Source organism: Clostridium pacaense (assembly GCF_020709765.2).
Lineage (GTDB): Bacteria > Bacillota > Clostridia > Lachnospirales > Lachnospiraceae > Enterocloster > Enterocloster hominis.
In genome coordinates this window covers 14,574-35,191 of sequence record NZ_JAJFEB020000027.1, presented here as the reverse complement: position 1 = coordinate 35,191, position 20,618 = coordinate 14,574, and the positions used below count along the sequence as shown (strand labels likewise).

19 protein-coding genes are annotated in these 20,618 nt (G+C 54.5%); 2 read left to right on the top strand and 17 right to left on the bottom strand.

Annotation, left to right across the window (positions count from 1 at the left end; all coding sequences use genetic code 11):
• Nucleotides 1-51: 51 nt before the first annotated feature.
• From LK536_RS55605 to LK536_RS55550, 12 genes are all read right to left on the bottom strand, one after another.
• Nucleotides 52-1,290 carry a DUF1015 domain-containing protein gene (locus LK536_RS55605; protein WP_227797093.1) on the bottom strand — a complete coding sequence of 413 codons (1,239 nt, stop codon included), beginning with the start codon at nucleotides 1,288-1,290 and terminating at the stop codon, nucleotides 52-54.
• A gap of 112 nt (nucleotides 1,291-1,402) precedes the next feature.
• On the bottom strand, nucleotides 1,403-2,566 hold the full coding sequence (locus tag LK536_RS55600; protein WP_227797094.1) for a phosphoglycerate dehydrogenase: 1,164 nt from the start codon (nucleotides 2,564-2,566) through the stop codon (nucleotides 1,403-1,405).
• Between the two features lie 62 nt (nucleotides 2,567-2,628).
• On the bottom strand, nucleotides 2,629-3,714 hold the full coding sequence (gene serC / locus LK536_RS55595; protein WP_025485743.1) for a 3-phosphoserine/phosphohydroxythreonine transaminase: 1,086 nt from the start codon (nucleotides 3,712-3,714) through the stop codon (nucleotides 2,629-2,631).
• A gap of 251 nt (nucleotides 3,715-3,965) precedes the next feature.
• Complete coding sequence (gene ilvB, locus LK536_RS55590; protein ID WP_025485742.1) at nucleotides 3,966-5,648, bottom strand: biosynthetic-type acetolactate synthase large subunit; 1,683 nt, start codon at nucleotides 5,646-5,648, stop codon at nucleotides 3,966-3,968.
• A 38-nt stretch (nucleotides 5,649-5,686) separates the two neighbouring features.
• The gene (gene ilvD / locus LK536_RS55585) at nucleotides 5,687-7,351 is read right to left on the bottom strand and encodes a dihydroxy-acid dehydratase (RefSeq protein WP_130790308.1); all 1,665 of its coding nucleotides are present in this window, start codon (nucleotides 7,349-7,351) and stop codon (nucleotides 5,687-5,689) included.
• A 52-nt stretch (nucleotides 7,352-7,403) separates the two neighbouring features.
• Entirely contained in the window at nucleotides 7,404-8,489 is a 1,086-nt protein-coding gene (gene leuB / locus LK536_RS55580; RefSeq protein ID WP_008719486.1) for a 3-isopropylmalate dehydrogenase, read from the bottom strand.
• 160 nt (nucleotides 8,490-8,649) lie between these two features.
• Nucleotides 8,650-9,996, bottom strand: a complete 1,347-nt coding sequence (locus LK536_RS55575) for an HD-GYP domain-containing protein (RefSeq protein ID WP_330507694.1) — start codon at nucleotides 9,994-9,996, stop codon at nucleotides 8,650-8,652.
• A gap of 215 nt (nucleotides 9,997-10,211) precedes the next feature.
• Entirely contained in the window at nucleotides 10,212-11,186 is a 975-nt protein-coding gene (locus LK536_RS55570) for a hypothetical protein (RefSeq protein ID WP_008719491.1), read from the bottom strand.
• Between the two features lie 100 nt (nucleotides 11,187-11,286).
• Nucleotides 11,287-11,922, bottom strand: a complete 636-nt coding sequence (locus tag LK536_RS55565; RefSeq protein WP_008719493.1) for a GNAT family N-acetyltransferase — start codon at nucleotides 11,920-11,922, stop codon at nucleotides 11,287-11,289.
• 44 nt (nucleotides 11,923-11,966) lie between these two features.
• Nucleotides 11,967-14,009, bottom strand: a complete 2,043-nt coding sequence (locus LK536_RS55560) for a M28 family peptidase (protein ID WP_227797095.1) — start codon at nucleotides 14,007-14,009, stop codon at nucleotides 11,967-11,969.
• A 22-nt stretch (nucleotides 14,010-14,031) separates the two neighbouring features.
• The gene (locus LK536_RS55555) at nucleotides 14,032-14,412 is read right to left on the bottom strand and encodes an ACT domain-containing protein (protein ID WP_120055416.1); all 381 of its coding nucleotides are present in this window, start codon (nucleotides 14,410-14,412) and stop codon (nucleotides 14,032-14,034) included.
• Between the two features lie 53 nt (nucleotides 14,413-14,465).
• Nucleotides 14,466-14,945, bottom strand: a complete 480-nt coding sequence (locus LK536_RS55550) for a GNAT family N-acetyltransferase (RefSeq protein WP_025485733.1) — start codon at nucleotides 14,943-14,945, stop codon at nucleotides 14,466-14,468.
• A gap of 245 nt (nucleotides 14,946-15,190) precedes the next feature.
• Between LK536_RS55550 and LK536_RS55545 the strand changes: the two genes are divergently transcribed.
• Both LK536_RS55545 and LK536_RS55540 read left to right on the top strand, forming a co-directional pair.
• Nucleotides 15,191-15,739: a DUF6323 family protein gene (locus LK536_RS55545; protein ID WP_227797097.1), complete on the top strand. Its 549-nt coding sequence runs from the start codon at nucleotides 15,191-15,193 to the stop codon at nucleotides 15,737-15,739.
• 50 nt (nucleotides 15,740-15,789) lie between these two features.
• Nucleotides 15,790-16,674 carry a DUF6179 domain-containing protein gene (locus LK536_RS55540; protein ID WP_227797098.1) on the top strand — a complete coding sequence of 295 codons (885 nt, stop codon included), beginning with the start codon at nucleotides 15,790-15,792 and terminating at the stop codon, nucleotides 16,672-16,674.
• On the opposite strand, the gene LK536_RS55535 is transcribed toward LK536_RS55540, so the two are convergent.
• From LK536_RS55535 to phnC, 5 genes are read right to left on the bottom strand one after another with little or no spacing between them, the layout of a single operon-like run.
• The gene (locus LK536_RS55535; RefSeq protein WP_120055412.1) at nucleotides 16,637-17,362 is read right to left on the bottom strand and encodes a phosphatase; all 726 of its coding nucleotides are present in this window, start codon (nucleotides 17,360-17,362) and stop codon (nucleotides 16,637-16,639) included. The genes LK536_RS55540 and LK536_RS55535 overlap by 38 nt on opposite strands.
• Nucleotides 17,363-17,400: 38 nt before the next feature.
• The gene (locus LK536_RS55530; protein WP_227797099.1) at nucleotides 17,401-18,267 is read right to left on the bottom strand and encodes a metallophosphoesterase family protein; all 867 of its coding nucleotides are present in this window, start codon (nucleotides 18,265-18,267) and stop codon (nucleotides 17,401-17,403) included.
• Nucleotides 18,268-18,284: 17 nt separating this feature from the next.
• Nucleotides 18,285-19,067, bottom strand: coding sequence for a phosphonate ABC transporter, permease protein PhnE (phnE, locus tag LK536_RS55525; protein ID WP_008719508.1), 783 nt, complete (start codon nucleotides 19,065-19,067; stop codon nucleotides 18,285-18,287).
• Nucleotides 19,064-19,843 (bottom strand): phosphonate ABC transporter, permease protein PhnE, encoded by a 780-nt coding sequence (phnE, locus tag LK536_RS55520; protein WP_008719510.1) that lies wholly within the window; start codon nucleotides 19,841-19,843, stop codon nucleotides 19,064-19,066. Before phnE (LK536_RS55520) ends, phnE (LK536_RS55525) begins: the two co-directional genes overlap by 4 nt.
• On the bottom strand, nucleotides 19,833-20,606 hold the full coding sequence (phnC, locus tag LK536_RS55515; protein WP_008719511.1) for a phosphonate ABC transporter ATP-binding protein: 774 nt from the start codon (nucleotides 20,604-20,606) through the stop codon (nucleotides 19,833-19,835). The genes phnE (LK536_RS55520) and phnC overlap by 11 nt, the downstream gene beginning before the upstream one ends.
• Nucleotides 20,607-20,618: the final 12 nt, after the last annotated feature.

The following is a 20,618-nucleotide window of genomic DNA, read 5'->3' as shown; positions in this document are numbered from 1 at the left end:
GCCCGTCTTCCATATTATCTTTTTTCTTTTTCCGTACCATCAGGCCTCATCCTACCCCAGCCTGTGGATAAACAACCCGCTCCGCAGCTTCGGCTCAAACCAGGTAGACTTAGGCGGCATGAGCCGCCCTGCATCCGCAACCTCCAGCAGTTCACGGATGGAAGTGGGATACATGGAGAAGGCCACTTTCATGTCTTCATGGCAGCGGCGCTCCAGCTCCTTAAGTCCCCGGATACCACCTATGAAGTCCACCCGCTTATCCGTACGCGGGTCACCGATGCCCAGCACGGGATCCAGCAGATGGTCCTGGAGTATGGACACATCCAGTCCATCCACCGGGTCATTGCCCATGTATTCCGGCCTGGCTTTCAGGCAGTACCACTTTCCTTCCAGGAACATGCCGAAGGTCCCCTTTTCCTCAGGTGAAAAAGCTTCCGTTCCCAGTTCCTCTATGCAAAACCGCTGCGCTGCGGCCTTTAAGAACCCTTCCCGGTCCATCCCGTTTAAATCCTTCACCACCCGGTTATAAGGCAGTATCATCAGCTCCTCATCCGGGAACAGCACGGACAGGAAGTAATTAAAGGGTTCCTCGCCTGTATACCCCGGATTCTCCTCCCGTCTCTTAAGCCCTACCTTCACAGCGGAGGCCGCCCTGTGATGTCCGTCCGCAATATAGGTTGCAGGTATCCTCCCAAATGCATCCTGCACAGCCCGGACCATTGCCCTGTCCCCAATCACCCACACCCTGTGCCCAATCCCGTCATCCGACACAAAGTCATAGATGGGCTGGCCGGACTTAACCTGGGCCACGATCTCCTTCACGGCCTCATCCTGCCTGTAGGCCAGGAATATGGGGCCGGTATGGGCATTGGTGGTATCCACATGGCGGATACGGTCAATCTCCTTGTCCTCCCGTGTATTCTCATGCTTTTTAATCACACCGCCCACATAATCGTCGATGGAACAGCAGGCCACCACCCCGGTCTGGCTGCGCCCATCCATGGTCAGCTCATACAGATAGTAATCCTCTTCCCCATCCGTCACATACACGCCTTCTTCAATCTGTCTGTCCAGTATCTCCCTTGCCTTTACATATACCCTGTCATCATACGTATCCACATCATCCGGGAACTGGGTTTCAGCCCTGTCAATGTTCAGGAAGGAAAGGGGATTCCCCTTCACTGCCTCACATGCTTCCTTCCTGTTATATACGTCATAGGGAAGCGCAGCCACCTTATCCGCCTTCCCGGCATCCGGCCTGACACACACAAACGGTCTTACAATCGCCATATCCTATCTCCTCTTCCACTAAGGCCCCCACAGCAGGTTTCCCAGCCATGAAGGCCCTAATATAATATACCAATGTACTGGCATGACTTCTCCTGCCAGCAGCTCACGTTTTTTATTTTACCACGCGCACCCTGAGGACTCCCTTGATGGCCCTCAGCTTCTCAATGGTTGACTCCTCTGCCTTATGCTCCAGGTCCAGCAGGGTATAAGCGTATTTATCACGGCTCTTATTGGTCATGTCGGAAATATTCACGCCCTGGGAAGCCAGTGTTCCGGTCACCTGGCCGATCATGTTGGGGATGTTCATGTGCAGTACGGCCACACGGCTTTCCGTCTGACAGATTCCCATGTCGCAGGATGGATAATTCACGGAATTCCTGATATTGCCGTTCTCCAGATAATCCGTTATCTCCTTCACGGCCATCACCGCGCAGTTGTCCTCGGACTCCTGGGTGGATGCGCCCAGGTGGGGCATCAGGATTACATTCTTCATATTGGCAACCTTGGGGTTGGGGAAGTCGCTTACGTAGTAGCGGACCTTGCCCGACTCCAGTGCAGCGGCCATGTCGTCGTCATTGACCAGCGTATCCCTGGAGAAGTTGAGGATTACCACCCCGTCCTTCATCATCTCCAGTTTTTCCGAATTAATCATGCCCTTGGTGGAATCCAGCAGCGGCACATGGATGGTGATATAATCGCAGTACTGGAAAATGGTGTCCACATTGGTGATATGCTTTACATTCCTGGACAGCCTCCATGCTGCGTTGACCGATATGTAAGGATCGTATCCATAGACTTCCATCCCCAGATGGGTGGCTGCATTGGCGACCTCTGCGCCGATTGCGCCCAGGCCCACAACGCCCAGCTTCTTCCCCTTGATCTCACATCCCGCAAATGCCTTCTTGCTCTTCTCCGTATCCTTTGTGATGTTGTCATCCTCGGCATTGGCCCTGCACCACTCGATGCCGCCCACAATATCCCTGGATGCCATCAGCATACCCGCAATCACCAGTTCCTTCACGCCGTTGGCATTGGCGCCCGGTGTGTTGAATACCACGATTCCAGCCTCTGCGCACGCATCCAGCGGGATGTTGTTCACGCCCGCGCCTGCGCGGCCCACCGCCTTCAGGTTCCCAGGGAAATCCATGTCATGCATGGACGCGCTGCGGACCAGTATGCCGTCAGCCTCAGCCACATCGGCTGTCAGCTCATAATCAGCGGGAAATAACTCAGTGCCACATTTTGCTATTGGATTTAAGCAATGGATCTTTTTCATAATTATTACTCTCCTCTTCACCGAAACTCATTACCAACACTTATACCATGCCGTGCCGGCTCCTATCTGCCATGTTTCTCCTCAAAACCAGCCATGAATGCAACCAGCTTCTCCACGCCTTCCATGGGCATTGCATTGTAAATGCTGGCGCGCATGCCGCCTACGGTCCTGTGGCCCTTCAGGTTCTCAAAGCCTGCTGCCTTGGACTCCTTTACAAACAGGGCATCCAGTTCATCATCCCCCGTAACAAAGGGAACATTCATCAGGGAGCGGTCCTTCTTCTCCACGGTCCCCTTAAACAGCCTGCTCTGATCCAGGAAATCGTACAGGATCTTAGCCTTTTTCTCATTGAATTCCTTCATGGCCTCCAGGCCGCCCCTGGCCTTCAGCCACTTGAACACCTTGCCGCACATGTAAATGCCGTAGGTCGGCGGTGTATTGTACAGGGATCCTGCGTCCACATGGGTCTTATAGCGGAGCATGGTGGGGGTTCCCGGGAATACATCCTCATCCACCAGGTCTTCCCTTATGATTACGATAACGGTTCCGGCCGGTCCCACATTCTTCTGTGCCCCGGCAAAGATCAGGCCGTACTTAGCCACATCAACCGGTTCGGACAGGAAACAGGATGACTGGTCGGCCACCAGAAGTTTACCCTTGGTGTTGGGAAGGGTCCAGAACTTGGTTCCATAGATGGTGTTGTTCTCGCAGATGTATACATAATCGGCGTCCTCTGATACGTCCAGGTCGGAACAGTCCGGAATGTAGCTGAAGGTCTTATCCGCGCTGGAAGCAATGGCATTGGCCCTGCCGTACATCTGTCCTTCCTGATACGCCTTCTTGGCCCACTGCCCGGTCACGATGTAATCCGCCACCTTGTTCTTCATCAGGTTCATGGGCACCATGGCAAACTGCTGGGATGCGCCTCCCTGAAGGAACAGCACTTTGTAATTGTCCGGAATATGTAAGAGATCCCGCAGATCTGATTCAGCATCTTTAATGATGGCGTCATAGGCCCGAGATCGATGGCTCATCTCCATCACTGACATTCCTGTCCCCTTGTAATCCAGCATCTCTGCTGCGGCTTCCTTCAGGACGTCCTCCGGCAATACGGCCGGTCCTGCTGAGAAATTGTAAACTCTGCTCATCTTGTTCTCCTCCTTAAATGGTTGTGGCTGCTGCACATTTCCTCTTTTATATATATACACAGATGACTTCCACCTATGCAGCCCTTGGGGGAATATGTCCGGAATTCCATTCCGCGACACGCCCCGGGCCAGCATAAGAGGAAGCCGTCTGAACGTATACACCATCGTACATCCGTCCCATTACTTCCGTGCACTTTACCAAGGTAATCTGATAACGTTCCCGAAGTATTAAAGACTACTATACACTGTTTTTAATTAATTTTCAAGTCTGTATCGTCAAAAGCATCTGCGATTGGCGCTCCCGGCGATACCATTGGGAATACCTTGTCATCACAGCTGATCTGGCAGTCAATGACAACAGGCACATTAAGGGAAATGGCCTCCCTGAGGGTCGGCTCCAGTTCCTCCTTCTGTGTTACCCTGTACGCCTTTGCCCCCATGGCTTCTGCAAGCTTCACAAAATCCACGGAATCATTGAGTATGGTCTGTGAGTAGCGTTTGCCGTAGAAGAGGGTCTGCCACTGGCGCACCATGCCCAGCACATGGTTGTTCACAATCAGTTCCACCACAGGGATATTATAGCGGGTGGCCGTGGCTATCTCATTCATGTTCATGCGGAAACAGCCGTCCCCTGCAATATTGATGACCGTCTTATCCCTGCATCCCATCTTGGCTCCGATGGCAGCCCCCAGGCCGTAGCCCATGGTACCCAGGCCGCCGGAGGTAAGGAGGGTCCTTGGCTGGCGGTAATTGTAATACTGGGCGGCCCACATCTGGTGCTGTCCCACCTCAGTGACAATGACCGCATCGCCCTGGGTCACCTCATTGACCGTCTGTATGATGAACGGTCCGGTGAGCATGTTCTTGTCATAGCGCAGGGGATACATATCCTTCATGCGCTCGATATGGGCAATCCACTCGTCATGGTTAATGGGGTCAAGGCGGGCATTGAGCTTGCGCAGGATGACCTTCACGTCGCCGATGATGCTGGCATCCACCTTGATGTTCTTATTGATCTCAGCCGGGTCAATATCCAGCTGGAGTATCTTTGCGTTTTTGGCAAACTTGGATGCATTGCCGGTCACCCGGTCGCTGAACCTGGCGCCGACCACGATCAGAAGGTCTGCCTCCGTGATGCCGAAGTTGGATGTCTTGGTGCCGTGCATGCCCACCATCCCGGTATACAGCTCATCGCATCCGTCAAATGCGCCCTTGCCCATCAGGCTGTCCGCCACCGGGGCCTGGATCTTGTGGGCAAATGCCCTCAGTTCCTCAGCCGCATTGGACAGTACGGCGCCGCCGCCCACAAAGATGAACGGCTGCTTGGACTTGCGGATTATCTCGATGGCCCGCTCCATGTCCTCCTCCCGGATGGTATCGCTCTGGCGCACGATTTCCTCCGGCTCTTCCCTCTCATACTCGCAGGGAGCCGCCGTCACATCCTTGGTGATATCCACCAGCACCGGGCCGGGGCGCCCCGTCTGGGCAATGGTAAAGGCCCTGCGGATGACCGTTGCCAGACGGTTCACGTCCTTAACAATGAAATTATATTTGGTAATGGGCATGGTCACGCCCGTAATATCAATCTCCTGGAAGCTGTCCTTGCCCAAAAGGCTGTTGGTCACATTACAGGTAATGGCCACCACCGGAACAGAGTCCATGTAAGCGGTTGCAATACCCGTGACCAGGTTGGTTGCCCCGGGTCCCGAGGTCGCCAGGCACACGCCCACCTTGCCGGTGGCCCTTGCATAGCCGTCCGCCGCATGGGCAGCGCCCTGCTCATGGGATGTAAGGATATGGGTAATCTCATCCTGATGCTGGTACAATGCGTCATATATATTCAGGATGGAACCGCCCGGATAACCGAACACGGTGTCCACTCCCTGTTCCTTCAAACACTCAACTACAATCTCTGCCCCCGTCAATTTACTCATAATTACCGCACTCCTTTTCTCGTTATCTGTTCCGTGCCCTATTTAACCTGCAGCACAGCGCCCCTGTCAGCCGATGTCACAAGGGATGCGTACCTTGCCAGGTAGCCCGTTGTCACCTGAGGTGTCCTTGGCTGCCACTTTGCCTTTCTCGCAGCCATCTCTTCATCCGGAACCAGGACATTCATCTGATGGTTGTCAATATCAATGGAAATGATGTCGCCTTCCTCCACAAGGGCAATGGGTCCGCCCACAGCCGCCTCAGGAGAAGTATGGCCGATGGATGCCCCCCTGGATGCGCCTGAGAAACGTCCGTCCGTAATCAAGGCCACGGATGAGCCAAGTCCCATGCCCGCAATGGCGGAAGTGGGATTGAGCATCTCCCTCATGCCCGGGCCGCCCTTTGGTCCCTCGTAACGGATGACCACCACGTCCCCCGCCTTGATCTTGCCGCCCTTGATGGCGTCAATGGCGTCCTCCTCGCAGTCAAACACCCTTGCAGGCCCTTCATGCTTCAGCATCTCAGGGGCCACTGCGGAACGTTTCACAACCGCGGAATCCGGAGCCAGGTTGCCTCTTAGGATGGCGATACCGCCGGTCTCACTGTATGGGTCCTCCACCGGACGGATGACATCCGGGTTCTTGTTGACACAGCCCTTTATGTTCTCGCCCACGGTCTTACCCGTGACGGTCATGCAGTCCAGGTTAAGAAGGCCCTTCTTGCTGATCTCATTCATGACAGCGTAGATGCCGCCGGCTTCATTCAAATCTTCTATATAAGTAGGTCCTGCCGGCGCCAGATGGCACAGGTTCGGTGTCTTTGCACTGATTTCATTGGCAATGTCCACGTTCAGCTCAACCCCTGCCTCATGGGCAATGGCCGGAAGATGGAGCATGCTGTTGGTGGAGCAGCCCAGGGCCATATCCATGGTCAGGGCGTTCATGAACGCTTCCCTGGTCATGATGTCCTTTGGACGGATATCCTGCCGGTACATCTCCATCACCTGCATCCCTGCATGCTTTGCCAGCTTGATGCGCTCGGAATATACGGCGGGAATGGTCCCGTTGCCCTTCAGTCCCATGCCCAGCACCTCTGTCAGGCAGTTCATGCTGTTGGCAGTGTACATGCCGGAACAGGAGCCGCAGGTAGGACATGCCTTGTTCTCAAATTCCCTTACGTCCTCCTCCGACATATTGCCCGCGGCGTATGCGCCCACAGCCTCGAACATGCTGGAAAGGCTGGTCTTGTGGCCCTTAACATGGCCTGCCAGCATGGGGCCGCCGCTGACAAATACGGTAGGCACATTAATCCTGGCCGCCGCCATCAGAAGGCCGGGGACATTCTTATCGCAGTTGGGGACCATGACCAGGGCGTCAAACTGATGGGCCAGGGCCATGCACTCGGTGGAATCCGCAATCAGGTCCCTGGTCACCAGGGAATACTTCATTCCGATGTGGCCCATGGCAATGCCGTCGCACACCGCAATGGCCGGGAACACCACCGGGGTACCGCCTGCCATGGCAACACCCAGCTTCACTGCCTCAACGATCTTATCCAGGTTCATATGGCCGGGAACAATCTCATTATAGGAACTTACAATGCCCACCATGGGCTTCTTCATCTCTTCTTCCGTCATACCAAGGGCGTTGAACAGGGACCTGTGGGGCGCCTGCTGCATACCTGTCTTCACTGCATCACTTTTCATGTTGTATCCCCTTTCACTTATCTGGTTCTATCTTATGCGTCATCCTCACCGTCTACCGGATACGCTCCGCAATCAAATCCCCCATGGCCGTGGTTCCCACCTGGGTGCATCCCTCCGACATGATATCCCCTGTCCTGTACCCGTCCGTGAGCACGGACTGCACGGCTGCCTCAATGGCGTCCGCTTCCTTATCCAGGTCAAAGGAATATCTTAAAAGCATGGCCGCCGACAGTATGGTTGCCAGCGGATTGGCAATATCCTTACCCGCAATATCCGGGGCCGATCCATGGCTTGGCTCGTAAAGGCCGAACCTGCTCTCATTCATGCTGGCGCTGGACAGCATTCCGATGGATCCGGTAATCATACTGGCCTCATCCGAAAGGATATCGCCGAACATGTTCTCCGTAAGGATTACGTCAAACTGGCCCGGGTTCATGACCAGCTGCATGGCGCAGTTGTCAACCAGCATATGGGAAAGCTCCACTTCCGGGTAATCCTTTGCAACCTCTTCCACCACCTTGCGCCATAACCGGGAGGAATCCAGCACATTGGCCTTATCCACGCTGGTTACCTTCTTCCTGCGCTTCATGGCAATGTCAAATGCCTTGACGGCAATACGCCTGATTTCCTTTTCATTGTATGTAAGGGTGTCCGTTGCCGTCATCAGGCCGTCCACCTCTTTGGTCCACCTGTCACCAAAATAAAGGCCGCCTGTCAGCTCCCTCATGATGACCATGTCAAACCCGTTGCCGATGATTTCCTTCTTAAGGGGGCAGGCCTCCGCCAGTTCCTTATAGAGGTAAGCAGGACGGATGTTGGCAAACAGCCCCAGTCCCTTGCGGATGGCCAGAAGACCTGCCTCGGGCCTCAGATCAGGCGCCACGTCATACCATCTGGAGTTGCCCACATCGCCACCCACCGCGCCTAACAGCACCGCGTCGCTCTTTCTTGCCGTCTCCAGGGCCTCCTCTGTCAGCGGGACCCCATAGGCATCGATGGAACAGCCGCCCATCAGGATCTCTGTATAGTCAAAGGTGTGTCCGTAGACCGCTCCCACCTTATCCATGACCTTTTTTGCTTCCCTTACAATCTCCGGTCCGATTCCGTCACCTGGAATCACAGTAACATTATAATCCATCTTGCATATCTCCCCTGTCTTCTATTCTCTCTGGTTATGGTTATCCAGAATAATACGATTTCTTACAATCATATATCATTTAAAGTCTTATTTCAACCTTTCACGATTATTTTCCCCATAGTCAAATATACAAGTTTGGAATTATTGACATGAACAAAAGTTATGGCTCCCCCTCTTTTTCCTCTAACTGATACAGGATTTCCCAGTACCTGTCCTGCATTTCCTGGTACTTTTCCAGAAGCGGGCCTGTCTTTTCCCGAACCGAATCCATGATCTCATCATAGCGTTCCACCAGCAGTCCCACAATCCCGCTGTCCAACAGTCCCTGCTCCGCCATGCCGGTCAGGACGCCCAGGGTCCTGTTCTTGGAATAAGCCCCTTTGTAACTCCTGGTGCCTGTAAGGGCGCTGACAATATCTGCAATGGCCACGATCCTCTGCGGCACATTCAGGTCCGCTGCCCGGAGTCCCCTGGGGTAACCGGATCCATCCAGCTTCTCATGGTGGCGCAATGCGATGTTCTTCACCGCGTCCGAAACACTGTCCCCCAGGATATACTCTGTCAGGTTCACATGGTTCCTCATCACGTTCATGGCCTGGGGGCTCAGCTTCCCAGGGTATTCCAGGATTTCAACCGGTATGCCGATTTTCCCCAGGTCATGCAACATGGCCCCGCACATGACGTCATTTACCGCATGCTTCTGTCCGCACAGCAGGATGGCCAGCTCGGAACTGATGACCGAGGTGGTTATGGTATGGGTAACCGTGTGGGGGCTTCTGAAATCAATGGCGTATATCAGCATCTGGAGGATGGACTCCTTCTCCTCCTCTGTAAACGGGACTGTTTCCATTATCCGGTCAAACTGGGGGGAAATCCCTATGTAATCGCAGGAAGGCGGGACCAGGGGCGTATCCAGCAGCAGGTCGATGACCTCTGAGGAGAACTTCCTGTCCCTCTCCCGCTCCAGGTAAGTGAGGAAGGGTTCCCTGCCCATGCGGTTCTTAGGATTCTCAAAGTAAATATCCAGGCGGTCCGCCAGCTGCAGCATCTGGGCCGCCTTCTTAACCGGTTCAGACACATCGTCCATGTTCTCCAGCTGTTTCCAGGAAGAGTGGTGGAACAGGACCACCTTGGACAGTTCCTTAAACAGTGAAAAATAATCCAGGAACAGATAGCCGTAAATGGAATGGTTCCAGACATGTTTTGTCTCAAACTCCACCATATGGTCAATTTCGTCTGTCTTGTACGCCCCGATGTCGTGAAGCACGGCCAGGGTGAGGAGGTTCCTCATCTGTACAGGGGTATATCCCCCCTCCGCCTTCATCATCTGGAACATGATATTGGCAACCCGCTCCCCATGGCCCATGAGCCTGGGATCCACCAGATTGAACGCGCGCTTGGCAATACTTATAATGTCCTTGTTGCTTACCGGAAGAATGTAATCGTACATGGACTTCCCTCTTTCCGGCTGTACCAGAACCCGGTTGCTGGCAGCCTGTTTTTTCATTTCCCTCCCTGTATTCTTACATAAAAGCAGGTATAAATCAACTAATATCGGAAAATATGACCAGTTTTCCCCCATATGGAAAATGCTGCAGAAGATGGAATCCATCCCTGCAGCATCCTGTCTGTCGCATATTCATTCATAAGGCCTGTCCTTACCGTGTCCTGAATGCCCCGTCACCGCCGGCCCATCCTGGCCCTGTCTTCACCAGCCCGGCGCTACTGGATTATCTTAGCCCCGTCCTCACCAACCCAGTAATTGTCCGGCGTCATGCAGTTGACCTGCATATCCCCGTTCTCAGAACAGTAATACTCCTTGCCCTCCCACTGGATCCAGCCGGTCTGCATATAGCCCTGGGCATCAAAGAAATACCACTTGTCCCCAACCTGCTTCCAGGCATTGGCGGGATAGGTCCCGTCGCCGTTATCATACCACCATCTGCCGTTTTCCGGTGACTGGGCCCAGGCGCCGCTTCCTCCGGTGGGGTTATCCCTGAACTCCGCCGCCTTGTCCCCGGTTATATAGACACTGGCGGATTCAACCCATTCCCCTCTTTCACCATCCTCAAACCGGCTTACCGGGCGTACCTTTACGGTATAGGAGGTATCCCCCTTCGTCATCCGGTCGCGGCAGTTGCAGCTGTTGGTGTCCACCACCATGGAGGAACCCACGGCCTTGTCATCCCGGTAAATCCTCACTTCATAGCTTCCCGCAGCGCTGATGGCGTCCCAGGAGGCGATGCCGTTATCTGAAAGCTTCAGGTTCTCCACATCGCGGATTGCGGTCTGAAGGGACGGAAGCTCCACATCCATAAGCAGGGTGGAACTGGAATCCTGGCGGGTGGCCTTGATGAACGTGGCTCCCCCTTTTAAGGTAATCTTGTCCTTTGGAAGGGACTGGAAATAATAATCATCCTCCGCGGTCAGTGTGATCTGGATCCTGGGCACCGAATCATCCCGCCACTCAAAATCGTCATTCAATATGTCATATCCGTCCACGGAATACTTGTTGCTGTTGCTCTCAATCTCGATTTCCTCCTGGCCGAAATCCGTCTCCGGCTGGATGTTGGCTTTAATGGTCAGGGAGATGGACTTAATCGCCTTACGGCTGGCAGCATAGGACGGCACGGCCATGGATGCGGCCATCACGCCTGCCAGCAGTCCAAGGACCACCCTTTTCTTCATACGAAACATGATACTCCTCCTTTACAAACTCAGTCATACCCTTACTTTATCCAGATTCACATGGTATGTCAATAAAGATTTCCTTACAATTCCCATATGGTAAAAAGCCCTACTGCACCTCCCTGATAAGGCAATACTGCTTTAATGGGAAATGCTTCTGGACCACACCAAAGACCTTGAACCCAAAATGCTCATAAAGGGGCACATTGTCCGGGTTATGGGTTTCCAGGGATATCATCAGGCCGTGGTTTTTGGCATACCGGATCACCTCCTCAAGAAGCATGGCCCCCAGCCCGTGGTGCTGCATGCTGGGGCGCACCGCCAGATAGATGATATGCAGCCGGTTCTCCTGGTGCAGCTGGGCCGTCCACCTGGAATTCAGGTAATCCCTTCCCTGCACGAAATTCCACAGCGTCTTAAGGCTTGGGTCCTCCTTGATCAGGTACTCGTCCGTGCGGATACGCGCCCATGCCTCCGTGAGATAATATGTAAACGGATTATACGGTTCCGATTCATCCGAAACCACCAGCAGGGCATTCATATCCGGGCTGTCCGAATAGATCTCACATGTTTCAAAGAATTCCGTCAGGTCACATTCGAACAGCTCCGGCATCAGCCGTGTCCTTGTCTCCTGGTCCGGTATCAGCCTGCAGTACAGCGGGTCGCTTAAAAAGCATTGTGTCAGCAATTCCTCCAGTTTAGGGAAATCTTCCTTCCCAACCCTGTAAAGCTTCTGGCTTTCCATAATAAAATCCTACCTCTTTTCCTCTCTTCGTATCATCCGGCCTGTCATGCCAGATCCATGCAGCCCATAAGCGCCTGGGCCATTTTTTCCACACAGGCCGTCATATATTTAATATCATCCCTGTAGCACAGCGCCTGCCGCCCCGCCACCTGCTTGAGGGTCTGCATTTCCCCCTCAAGGTCCGGCGCTCCTTCGCAGCTTTTTGCCTTAAGCCCTGTGACAAGTCCAAACAGGTTCTCATGGTGGACAATCCTGCCAGCCCCCCATTTGAGCCGGCCGGCGGGCTGGTCCAGCACATATTCCGTAAAGTAGCAGAACACCTCCCTGTCAAACAGGAACGCGTACCTGTTATTATCAATCCCATACACCGCTTCCAGCGCTCCCCGCACATCCCCTGTCCCAAGACAGTCCATTGCCCTTGAGACAGCCTTCAGGTTGTTCTGGACCGCTTCCTGGGGGAACAGCACCTCATCATGCCAGTTCAGGCGGACAAAATAGTCCTGTTCCTTCCTGAACGCCCCCAGAAGCGCCCTGTTAAGTTCCCGGCAGGAGGCGGCAAGGCGCCCGGCTTCCTCCTCCCTGCCGGACCTGAGCATTTCCCTGTAACAGCGGTTCTTATCCTTAATGATATCATACAGTCTCCCGCCAAGTGCGGCGGCCCGGTCAATGGCGGCAAAGAGTGTCTTCCGGTCCGCGCCTGTCCTTTCGCACGTTCCAGGGTCCACGCTCTCCTTAACCGCTTCAAACAGGCGTCTGAAATCCAGAGGGACCACCGCCGTCCGGTCCAGGGCAAGGACCAGCCTCCCATACAGTTCATGGTGGAACCGGTACACGGGTTCCTGGTAAAAATTCTCATTGTCATACTGGGAATGATAATGGGTTTCCATGAATTCCCCTGCGCTGAAGTCATTGACCATGGAAGGGATTCCCGCAATGGCCATGGAAAAATCGTCGGACCAGGTCTGGATCGGATACACCACCTCCACCCCGTCCGGGTAGGCCTGCCCGTCCGCCTTTATCCCGCAGAGGAACTCCTCCAGGAAATCCACGTATTCATAGGTGCAGCGCACCCCATCCTTCCTGCCGTGGGCATGGGCCGGCAGTTCAAAGTTCAAATCCGCGATTACCTGGCCCTGCCAGCTGGGACAGGCCGTAAACACCTGCTCATAAGCCCCGGTGGACCAGTCATACTTGGATCCGGCCACGCCCCACTCTTCCGCGGCCATGGCACAGAAAACCAATGTCTTCCCCGGCCTGTAGCCGATGGCAAGAATGGCCCTTGCAATCCCAAGCATCATGGCCACGGCCGCGTTATCGTCCTGGAACCCGCTGAAGTAGGAGTCATAATGGGCGGACAGAAGTATCTTCCCATCTTCCTCCTGGCCGGGTATGCATCCCACGATATTATAATCCCCACGCCCACGTGTTACCGTGGAGCACGCATCGAACATCACCCGGGCTTCATTATCAATCATGGAGGCCCGGATGATATCCGCATCTGCCCTGGAGATGGAAAATGCAGCCGCATCCTCAGGCCCCGCGATGTCCTGGGCATTGAGGGCCGTGTCATGGATTTCCCCATACCCCTGTTCCTGGACCGCCACCAGGGCCGCAGCCCCCTTAATATGGGCCTGGTACACAGGGAAATTAATCCACCACCCGTCCCTCTGGTTGATATCTATCAGCACCAGCTTCCCTTCCACATCCACGTTCCGGTAGGACTCCGCCGTTCCCTTACCCAGATAGACCATGGAAAATGCCTCAAAACCATGGGTATGGAAATCAGTCTGGTAGGCCCCCAGCTGAAACTCATGCTCCTGCCCCTGTCCGTCCGTGAAACGCATCACGGCCTTCTCAAATTCCCAGCCGTCCACCCGGATCCTGTCCTTATGCACATCCCGCAGTCCCAGGGCCTGCATTTCCCGTAAAAGCATTTCCCCGGTTTCCCACTCCGCCCTGGAACCCGCGGTCCGGTAGCCCAGCACGGCATTGGTCTTAAATGCCTCCATCCGTCTGGCCAGCCCGTAGGAATAATCCGTGTCCACGGCCAGGGCCAGGGCTTCTTCCCATTCCTCCAATGTCCTCACGTTCCATCACCTCTAAGTCAAATCATGAACATACTGCTGGGCAGACCTGATATCCTTCCTCCTCCAGGGCCTTGAGGGCCTGGTCAAATTGAGCGCCTTTGGTCAGGACATAATCCGTGTTGTAGGTTGACACCACAAAAATGCCGATTTCCTGCCTGGCAAGTATGTCCGATATCCTGGCAAGTATGCCAATCAGGGAGAAATCCAGTTCCCCCTGAATCCGGAACGCCTTAAAGCCATCCTCCCTGGAAACCGTAGTCTGGGGAACGTCCCCTGTCCTGCATACCAGCGACAGCTCCTCATCTGTCTTCCCGATGAAATAAAAATCCCGGTCCAGGTTTACCTGGGATAAATCCTCAACCTTGCACACTGAAAAATCCCCGTCAATCACTTTTAATTCCATTTATGATCCTCTCCATTCCATATGTCTGATTCCCGGCACGGTGCTTCTTCCCATCACGCATCCAGGGCACCCCCCGGCAGTTCCATCTCATCCCGCATTCCCACGAACCCGTACTTTTCATACAACGGCCTGCCCATACTGGTGGCTTCCAGCGTAATGAATGGGATACCGGCCCGCCTGGCCTCCTTCACTAACAGATCCAGCGTATGATACGCGATCCCCTGCCTCCGGTAATCCGGATGGGTATACATGTTCATGATGTACGCCTTCCAGCCCGTGGGATTATGGCAGGTGGGCATGACCCGGTAGAAGCTGACACCTCCCGCCCCTGCAAACCGGTCCCCGTCAAAGACCAGATAGGCCGTGTGGGTGCCGTCCCTAAGGGCCTGCGCATAATAGTCATACGATTCCTGCCTGACCTTTGACATATCAACTGTCTCATCCAGATGGTTGGCCGCCCTCAGCACCTGAATCCTCGTCTCAGTCAGCATGTCCAGGTCCCGGATGCCTGCCTTTCTATATAATAGGTCCATTGATGATTCCCTCCTGTGCGCCCGATATTGTCATCCCCTATTATACCTGATAGCCGGACGAATGCATAGTATTGGCTGCATCTTACAGGACAAAAAAACACCCAGCCGCCTGCGCGCTGGATGAAATCATCGTATCCTCCTATGTTTCCCACCTTTATAATACCACAAAAACAGCCGATATACAAGACTTGTAATGACATCGCGGCAGCCGTATAATGAGTTTCCACTATAAGGAGGAGGCGTATATGCAAGAGAACAGAACCATCTACGAAATACTGCTTCAGGAAAAGGAGAAGCAGGAACTGGCAGACCTTGTTTCATTCAATCAGAAGACGGAATCCTTCGGGCTGTCCCTGTCGCAAGAAGAGGCCCGCGAACTGGCTGCATGCAGGAACGAAAGCCTTAGGAAATGGCGGCGCGTGGAATTTGGGAAGAGCATCCTCACATCCCTCATCTGGACTTTCTGCGATTCCCCATATCTGAATCAGGACAACTATGCCGAAACGCTCCAACAGCTTCAGGATATCTTCTATGAATTTAAAAATGAGACCTCGGACCGGATGACGGACCAGGAACTCCTGAATTTCATGCGGGAACAGTTTGACGGCGTGTGCTTTGGCGATGTCAGCTACCTGGAGGAAACATGCCTTAGCCGTCTGGCCGCCGGGATAAGGGCCGGATACACCGGCTTCCATGGCACGGACGGACGCGGTTCCTATCATGGCTTCAACCAGGAAACGCGCTGGGATGCAGACTTATATATGGAAGCGCTGAAAGACCTGTGCTGGCGGTAACCCGGGGAATCATTGCATTTCCCACGACCTGACAAAAAGGAGGAATACAATTGAATTATCAGATTGAACAGCTTCTGCCCCTGGCCGCCGAACTGGCTGACCGCTACACGTCTAAGGAAAGCAGTTCCGTGACCTACGAAACAGCAGGCGCCCTGATGGAAGCCGTGCTGTACTGCATGAAAGAATGCGGGAACGAGGGAAATGCAGTCATAAGCCCGGGCCATATGCCCGGGGCACGGGAGATTTACCGGCGGGGCGCCGGACTGGTCATGGAAAAGGCGCGCAGGGCCAGGGTTCTCTATGATGCCATCATCCAGGATTTTGAGGACTATGGGTGTATGAATTACCGGGACACCATCCAAAAAGGCATGCCGGAATTCTTCCTGCATTATGACCCGGTCTTTGCTCCCGGCAGACATATACTGAGCCTGGACTATCCCCTGCTGTGCGGCAATCCTCCCTTATGCGGGGTTGACCTGATCTTCGGGTACCTGAAGGGGATATGGACCGAGATGCAGTTCCTGAACCGCTTCCATCCCGATGCGGTCCGCCGGATCCTCAGCCAGATATCGCCGGAATATAAGGAGCTGTACCTGGATAACCTGTGCAGCCCCGTGCTTCTCCATGTGGTGGGATGCGTGCTTTCCAAACAGGCCCCGGATGACCCGGTGCCGGTACAGCCCCACCCCGGCAGGATCCGCGCAAGGTTCAGCCGTGCGGGCATGGACGGAATCACTGCCTGTGTCACCTCTGCAATCCACGAGGCTGCCGGGTATGGGACTGCGGGACATATGGCCGCGGACCGGCCGCCCTTCGCCTATTTTGAAAAAGCCGCCCCGGGCTACGCTGCCCGGATAAAAAACGGAATTGACAACAATTGCCTGGACGCGGTATTTTTCATGGACATGCCTTCCTCCGGTCCAGAAGCTCCGTAAATGTCCCGATTGAGGTATTCGCCACCAGCTCCAAGGGAAAATCCACCTCCCGAAGCACCTCTGCCGCCTGGTCAAATACGCCAACAGCCCCGGCGTAATGGGCATCCGTGCCAAGGGTGACATGAACCTCATACTGTCTGCACAGCTCCAGCATGGCCTTCATGTTCTCCCTGGTATTAAGGCGGTAAAATGCAGTTTTTACAGATGAATTGTTGATTTCCAGCAGGACCTTCTGCTCCTTTGCTTTTTTCACCAGGCGTTCAAAGTCCACCGGGATATAACCGTCCTCCGGGTGACCGATGATATTGACATAAGGGTTTTCCATTGCCTTTAGATAAGCCTGGGTATTCTCCTCCATGGTCCCGGCATTGGTACAGGCCGTATGGAAACTGGCAATGCATATATCCTGACGTTTCAGGATATCCTCATCCAGATCCACATTCCCCTCAAAGTCAAGTATGTTAAGCTCCACTCCATAAAGCATGCGTACCCCATGCATTTCCTTTGGAAGCACATGATAGTTCATAAAATGCAGCCTGTCGCTGGAGTCGGCCAGGGCAGGCCCATGGTCCGTGATTGCCAGCAGTAAAAGCCCCCTGTCCCCGGCGGCCTTTGCCATTTCCGCTACCGTGGAATAGGCGTGGGCGCTGGCAATGGTATGCGTATGTGTATCTAAAACAAATTCCATTTCCTTACCTCCTAAAATAAAACCGCACCCTTACGTCCCTAAAACGTCAGGGTGCCCAGGATACGGCCATTGGCAAAGGTTTCGCTTCTGCACATCCTGACCATCCCATCTTCCATCCTGTAAACATTAAAACCATACTTTTCCTGGAAACGCACCTGTCCCCCGCCCATGTCATCCCCGCAAAAGGACAGGCTGTCCGCTACATGGCAGGGACGCCCCGCCGCCTGGCCCGCATGATGATGGTGGGTGTGGCCGCAGAGGATCAAGCAGACCCCGCTGTTCCCAATCAGCGACAACAGCTTCCCGCTTTCAGGCAGGGGCGGGATCTGTCCCTGTTCAGGCAGCAGATGATGATGGGTCACCAGTATGGACGGATTCCTGCCCACTGCATCCAAAGCCCGCTCAAGCCACGCCGCCTGCCTGTCATCCATATGGCCGTCCGGCACTCCCTGGACCGAGGTGTCAAAGGCAATCACGGCCGTGCCGCCCACCCAACGGATTGTATTGTATGGGGCAGAACCCATTTCCTCCAGCCAGCCTTCCCGGAAACTCCTTTTATTATCGTGGTTCCCCAGTGTCACCACCAGGGGGATATCCCCTACCCTTTCCCGTATATGATGTTTCAGGCACCGGTAATCCTGCGCCGTCCCATCCTCAGTCAAATCCCCGGTGATGACCACAAGGTCGATTGTTTTCCAGTCCCTGGCCGCCCTGTCCAGACAGTCATCCAGAAAAACCAGGGGATTCTGCATGGCGGACAGCATGGCCTGATATCCGTCCGGCCCGGCCAACCGGCCCCCACTTTCATGTTGCTTATCTTCACCGTCCGCCCGGCCCCGGTCCGCCTCTTTCCGGCGGCCCAATTCCCTCCGGTAATGGATGTCCGACAGATGTAAAATGTACATTTCCTATAACCTTCCTTTTATTTCAGCTTCTTGCGGATAAATCCGGCCAGGCTGTCAATGGCAAACACTGCCACAACCACGCCTATAAGTATGACACTCACCTTATCCCAGTTCCTGGCCTGGATGGCAAATACCAGCGGCGCCCCGATGCCTCCCGCCCCCACCAGTCCCAGGGTGGAAGCGCTTCTCACCGCAATCTCAAAATGGTTCAGGGAAAGGGAGCTGTATATGGGCATCAGCTGCGGTATCCTTGCAAAGAACATGGTCTGCCAGAATCCGGCGCCCACAGCGGTCATGGCTTCCACCGGGCTTTCCTCCATGGCCTCCATCTCCTCCGTGTACAGCTTGCCCAGCATCCCAATCTGATGGACGCCAATGGCCAGCACGCCTGCAAACGGCCCCGGTCCCACCATCTTCACAAAGATGATGGCATAGACCAGTTCAGGAAATGCCCTCAGCACATTGCAGACAGACTTTCCCGCCTTGGATACCCACGGGCAGGAGCGCCATAAATTGGCGGAGCTTAAAAGCGTGATAGGCAGGGCCAGGACCGTTGCGATGGCCGTGCCTAAAAAGGCAATTCCCAGTGTCAGCAGCAGGAGGCTTAATAAATCCTCCCCGCTTCCGTCATAAACATATGCCCAGGCCGGTCTTGCCAGCCCCCGGAACACATCCCCTGCCATGGAAGGGGAGAAATACGCCAGGCCCGAATAATCAATGCCAGCCGCAGAATAAACCAGGACTGCCAGCACCACCGCGGCAATCATCCACTGTTTCCTTGTCCTCTTATCTGTCATCATGCCAGCCTCCTTCTGATTGCTTCACTGAGGCCGTCCACTGCCGCCACCACCACAAGGATCAGGAGAATGATGATGGACACCCGGTCATACTGGAGCAGGGCCAGGGATGAATTGAGGATGATCCCGATTCCTCCGGCCCCCACATAGCCCAGCACCGCGGAGGCCCGCACATTCACTTCCAGGGCATAAAAGGTATAGCCCGCCACCTGGCTCATGATCTGGGGCGCCACGGACCAGAACGCAACCTGCACCTTATTGGCGCCCACGGAAACCGCCGCCTCAACAGGCCCCTCGTCAATGGCTTCAATGGCCTCATACACCAGCTGTGACACCAGGCCGAAGGTGAACACGGCAATGGTCATGACACCGGTAAATTCCCCGATTCCCACAATGGCAACCATCAGCGCCGCCAGCAGCAGGTTGGGTATGGTGCGCACGATATCCAGGAAAAACCGGATGGCTGAGGTGACCACGCGGTTTCCTGTCACCACCGTGGTTCCCAGGAATGCCACCGGCACCGCAAACAGCACCCCAAGGGCTGTCCCCACCACCGACATCTGAAGGGTGGAAATCATAGGGCCTATAAGTCTGGGAATATATGTAAAATCCGGTCTCAGGAAACGCGACAGGAATCCCGACATCTGCTCCAGGTTCCCAAACACGTCCAGGATATCCGCTTCCGTAACAGCCGCGCTTGCAGCAACGCACAGACCGATGACAAGCGCGATGAACAGATGCTTATACCAGTTAAAATGAATGGTATCTTTAAGCTTCATCGCCAGCCCCTTCCTTTTCTTTTCCGATATCCCTGCCGTAAATCCGCTTCAGTTCCCCTGCCGTCAGCTCCTCCGGCGTCCCGTCAAAAATCACCCGTCCGCCCTGAAAGCCCAGTATCCTCCCTGCAAACTCCTTTGCCAGTTCCACGGAGTGGATGTTGATGATGACCGTCTTATTCATATTCCGGTTAATCTGCCTCAGGTCTTCCAGGATCTTCCTGGTGGTCACCGGGTCCAGGGATGCCACCGGCTCGTCGGCAAGGATGATATCCGCCTGCTGGACCAGGGTCCTGGCAATGGATACCCGCTGCTGCTGTCCGCCGGAAAGCTCATCGCTTCTGGAGTGGAGCTTGTCCAACAGCCCCACCTTTTCCAAAGCCTCGCTGGCCAGCCTATAATCTTCCTTGGAAAATATCCCCAGGATGCTTTTCCAGGTGGGGTAATATCCCAGGCGGCCTGAAAGGACATTCTTCTGCACCGTGCTCCGTTTGACCAGGTTAAATGTCTGGGATATCATTCCGATATGGCGGCGGATGACCCTGAGCTGCTTCTTACCGGCACCGGTCACCGAAACACCATTAATACGGATATCCCCTTCCGTGATATCGTGGAGACGGTTGATGGCCCGCAAGAAGGTGCTCTTACCTGCACCGCTGAGGCCGATGACAGCCACAAACTCGCCGTCCCCAATGGTTAAGTCCACCTGGTCCAATCCCTTTACCCCATTGCCGTAAGTCTTGGATACATGCTCAAATGTAATCATGACGCGTCCCTT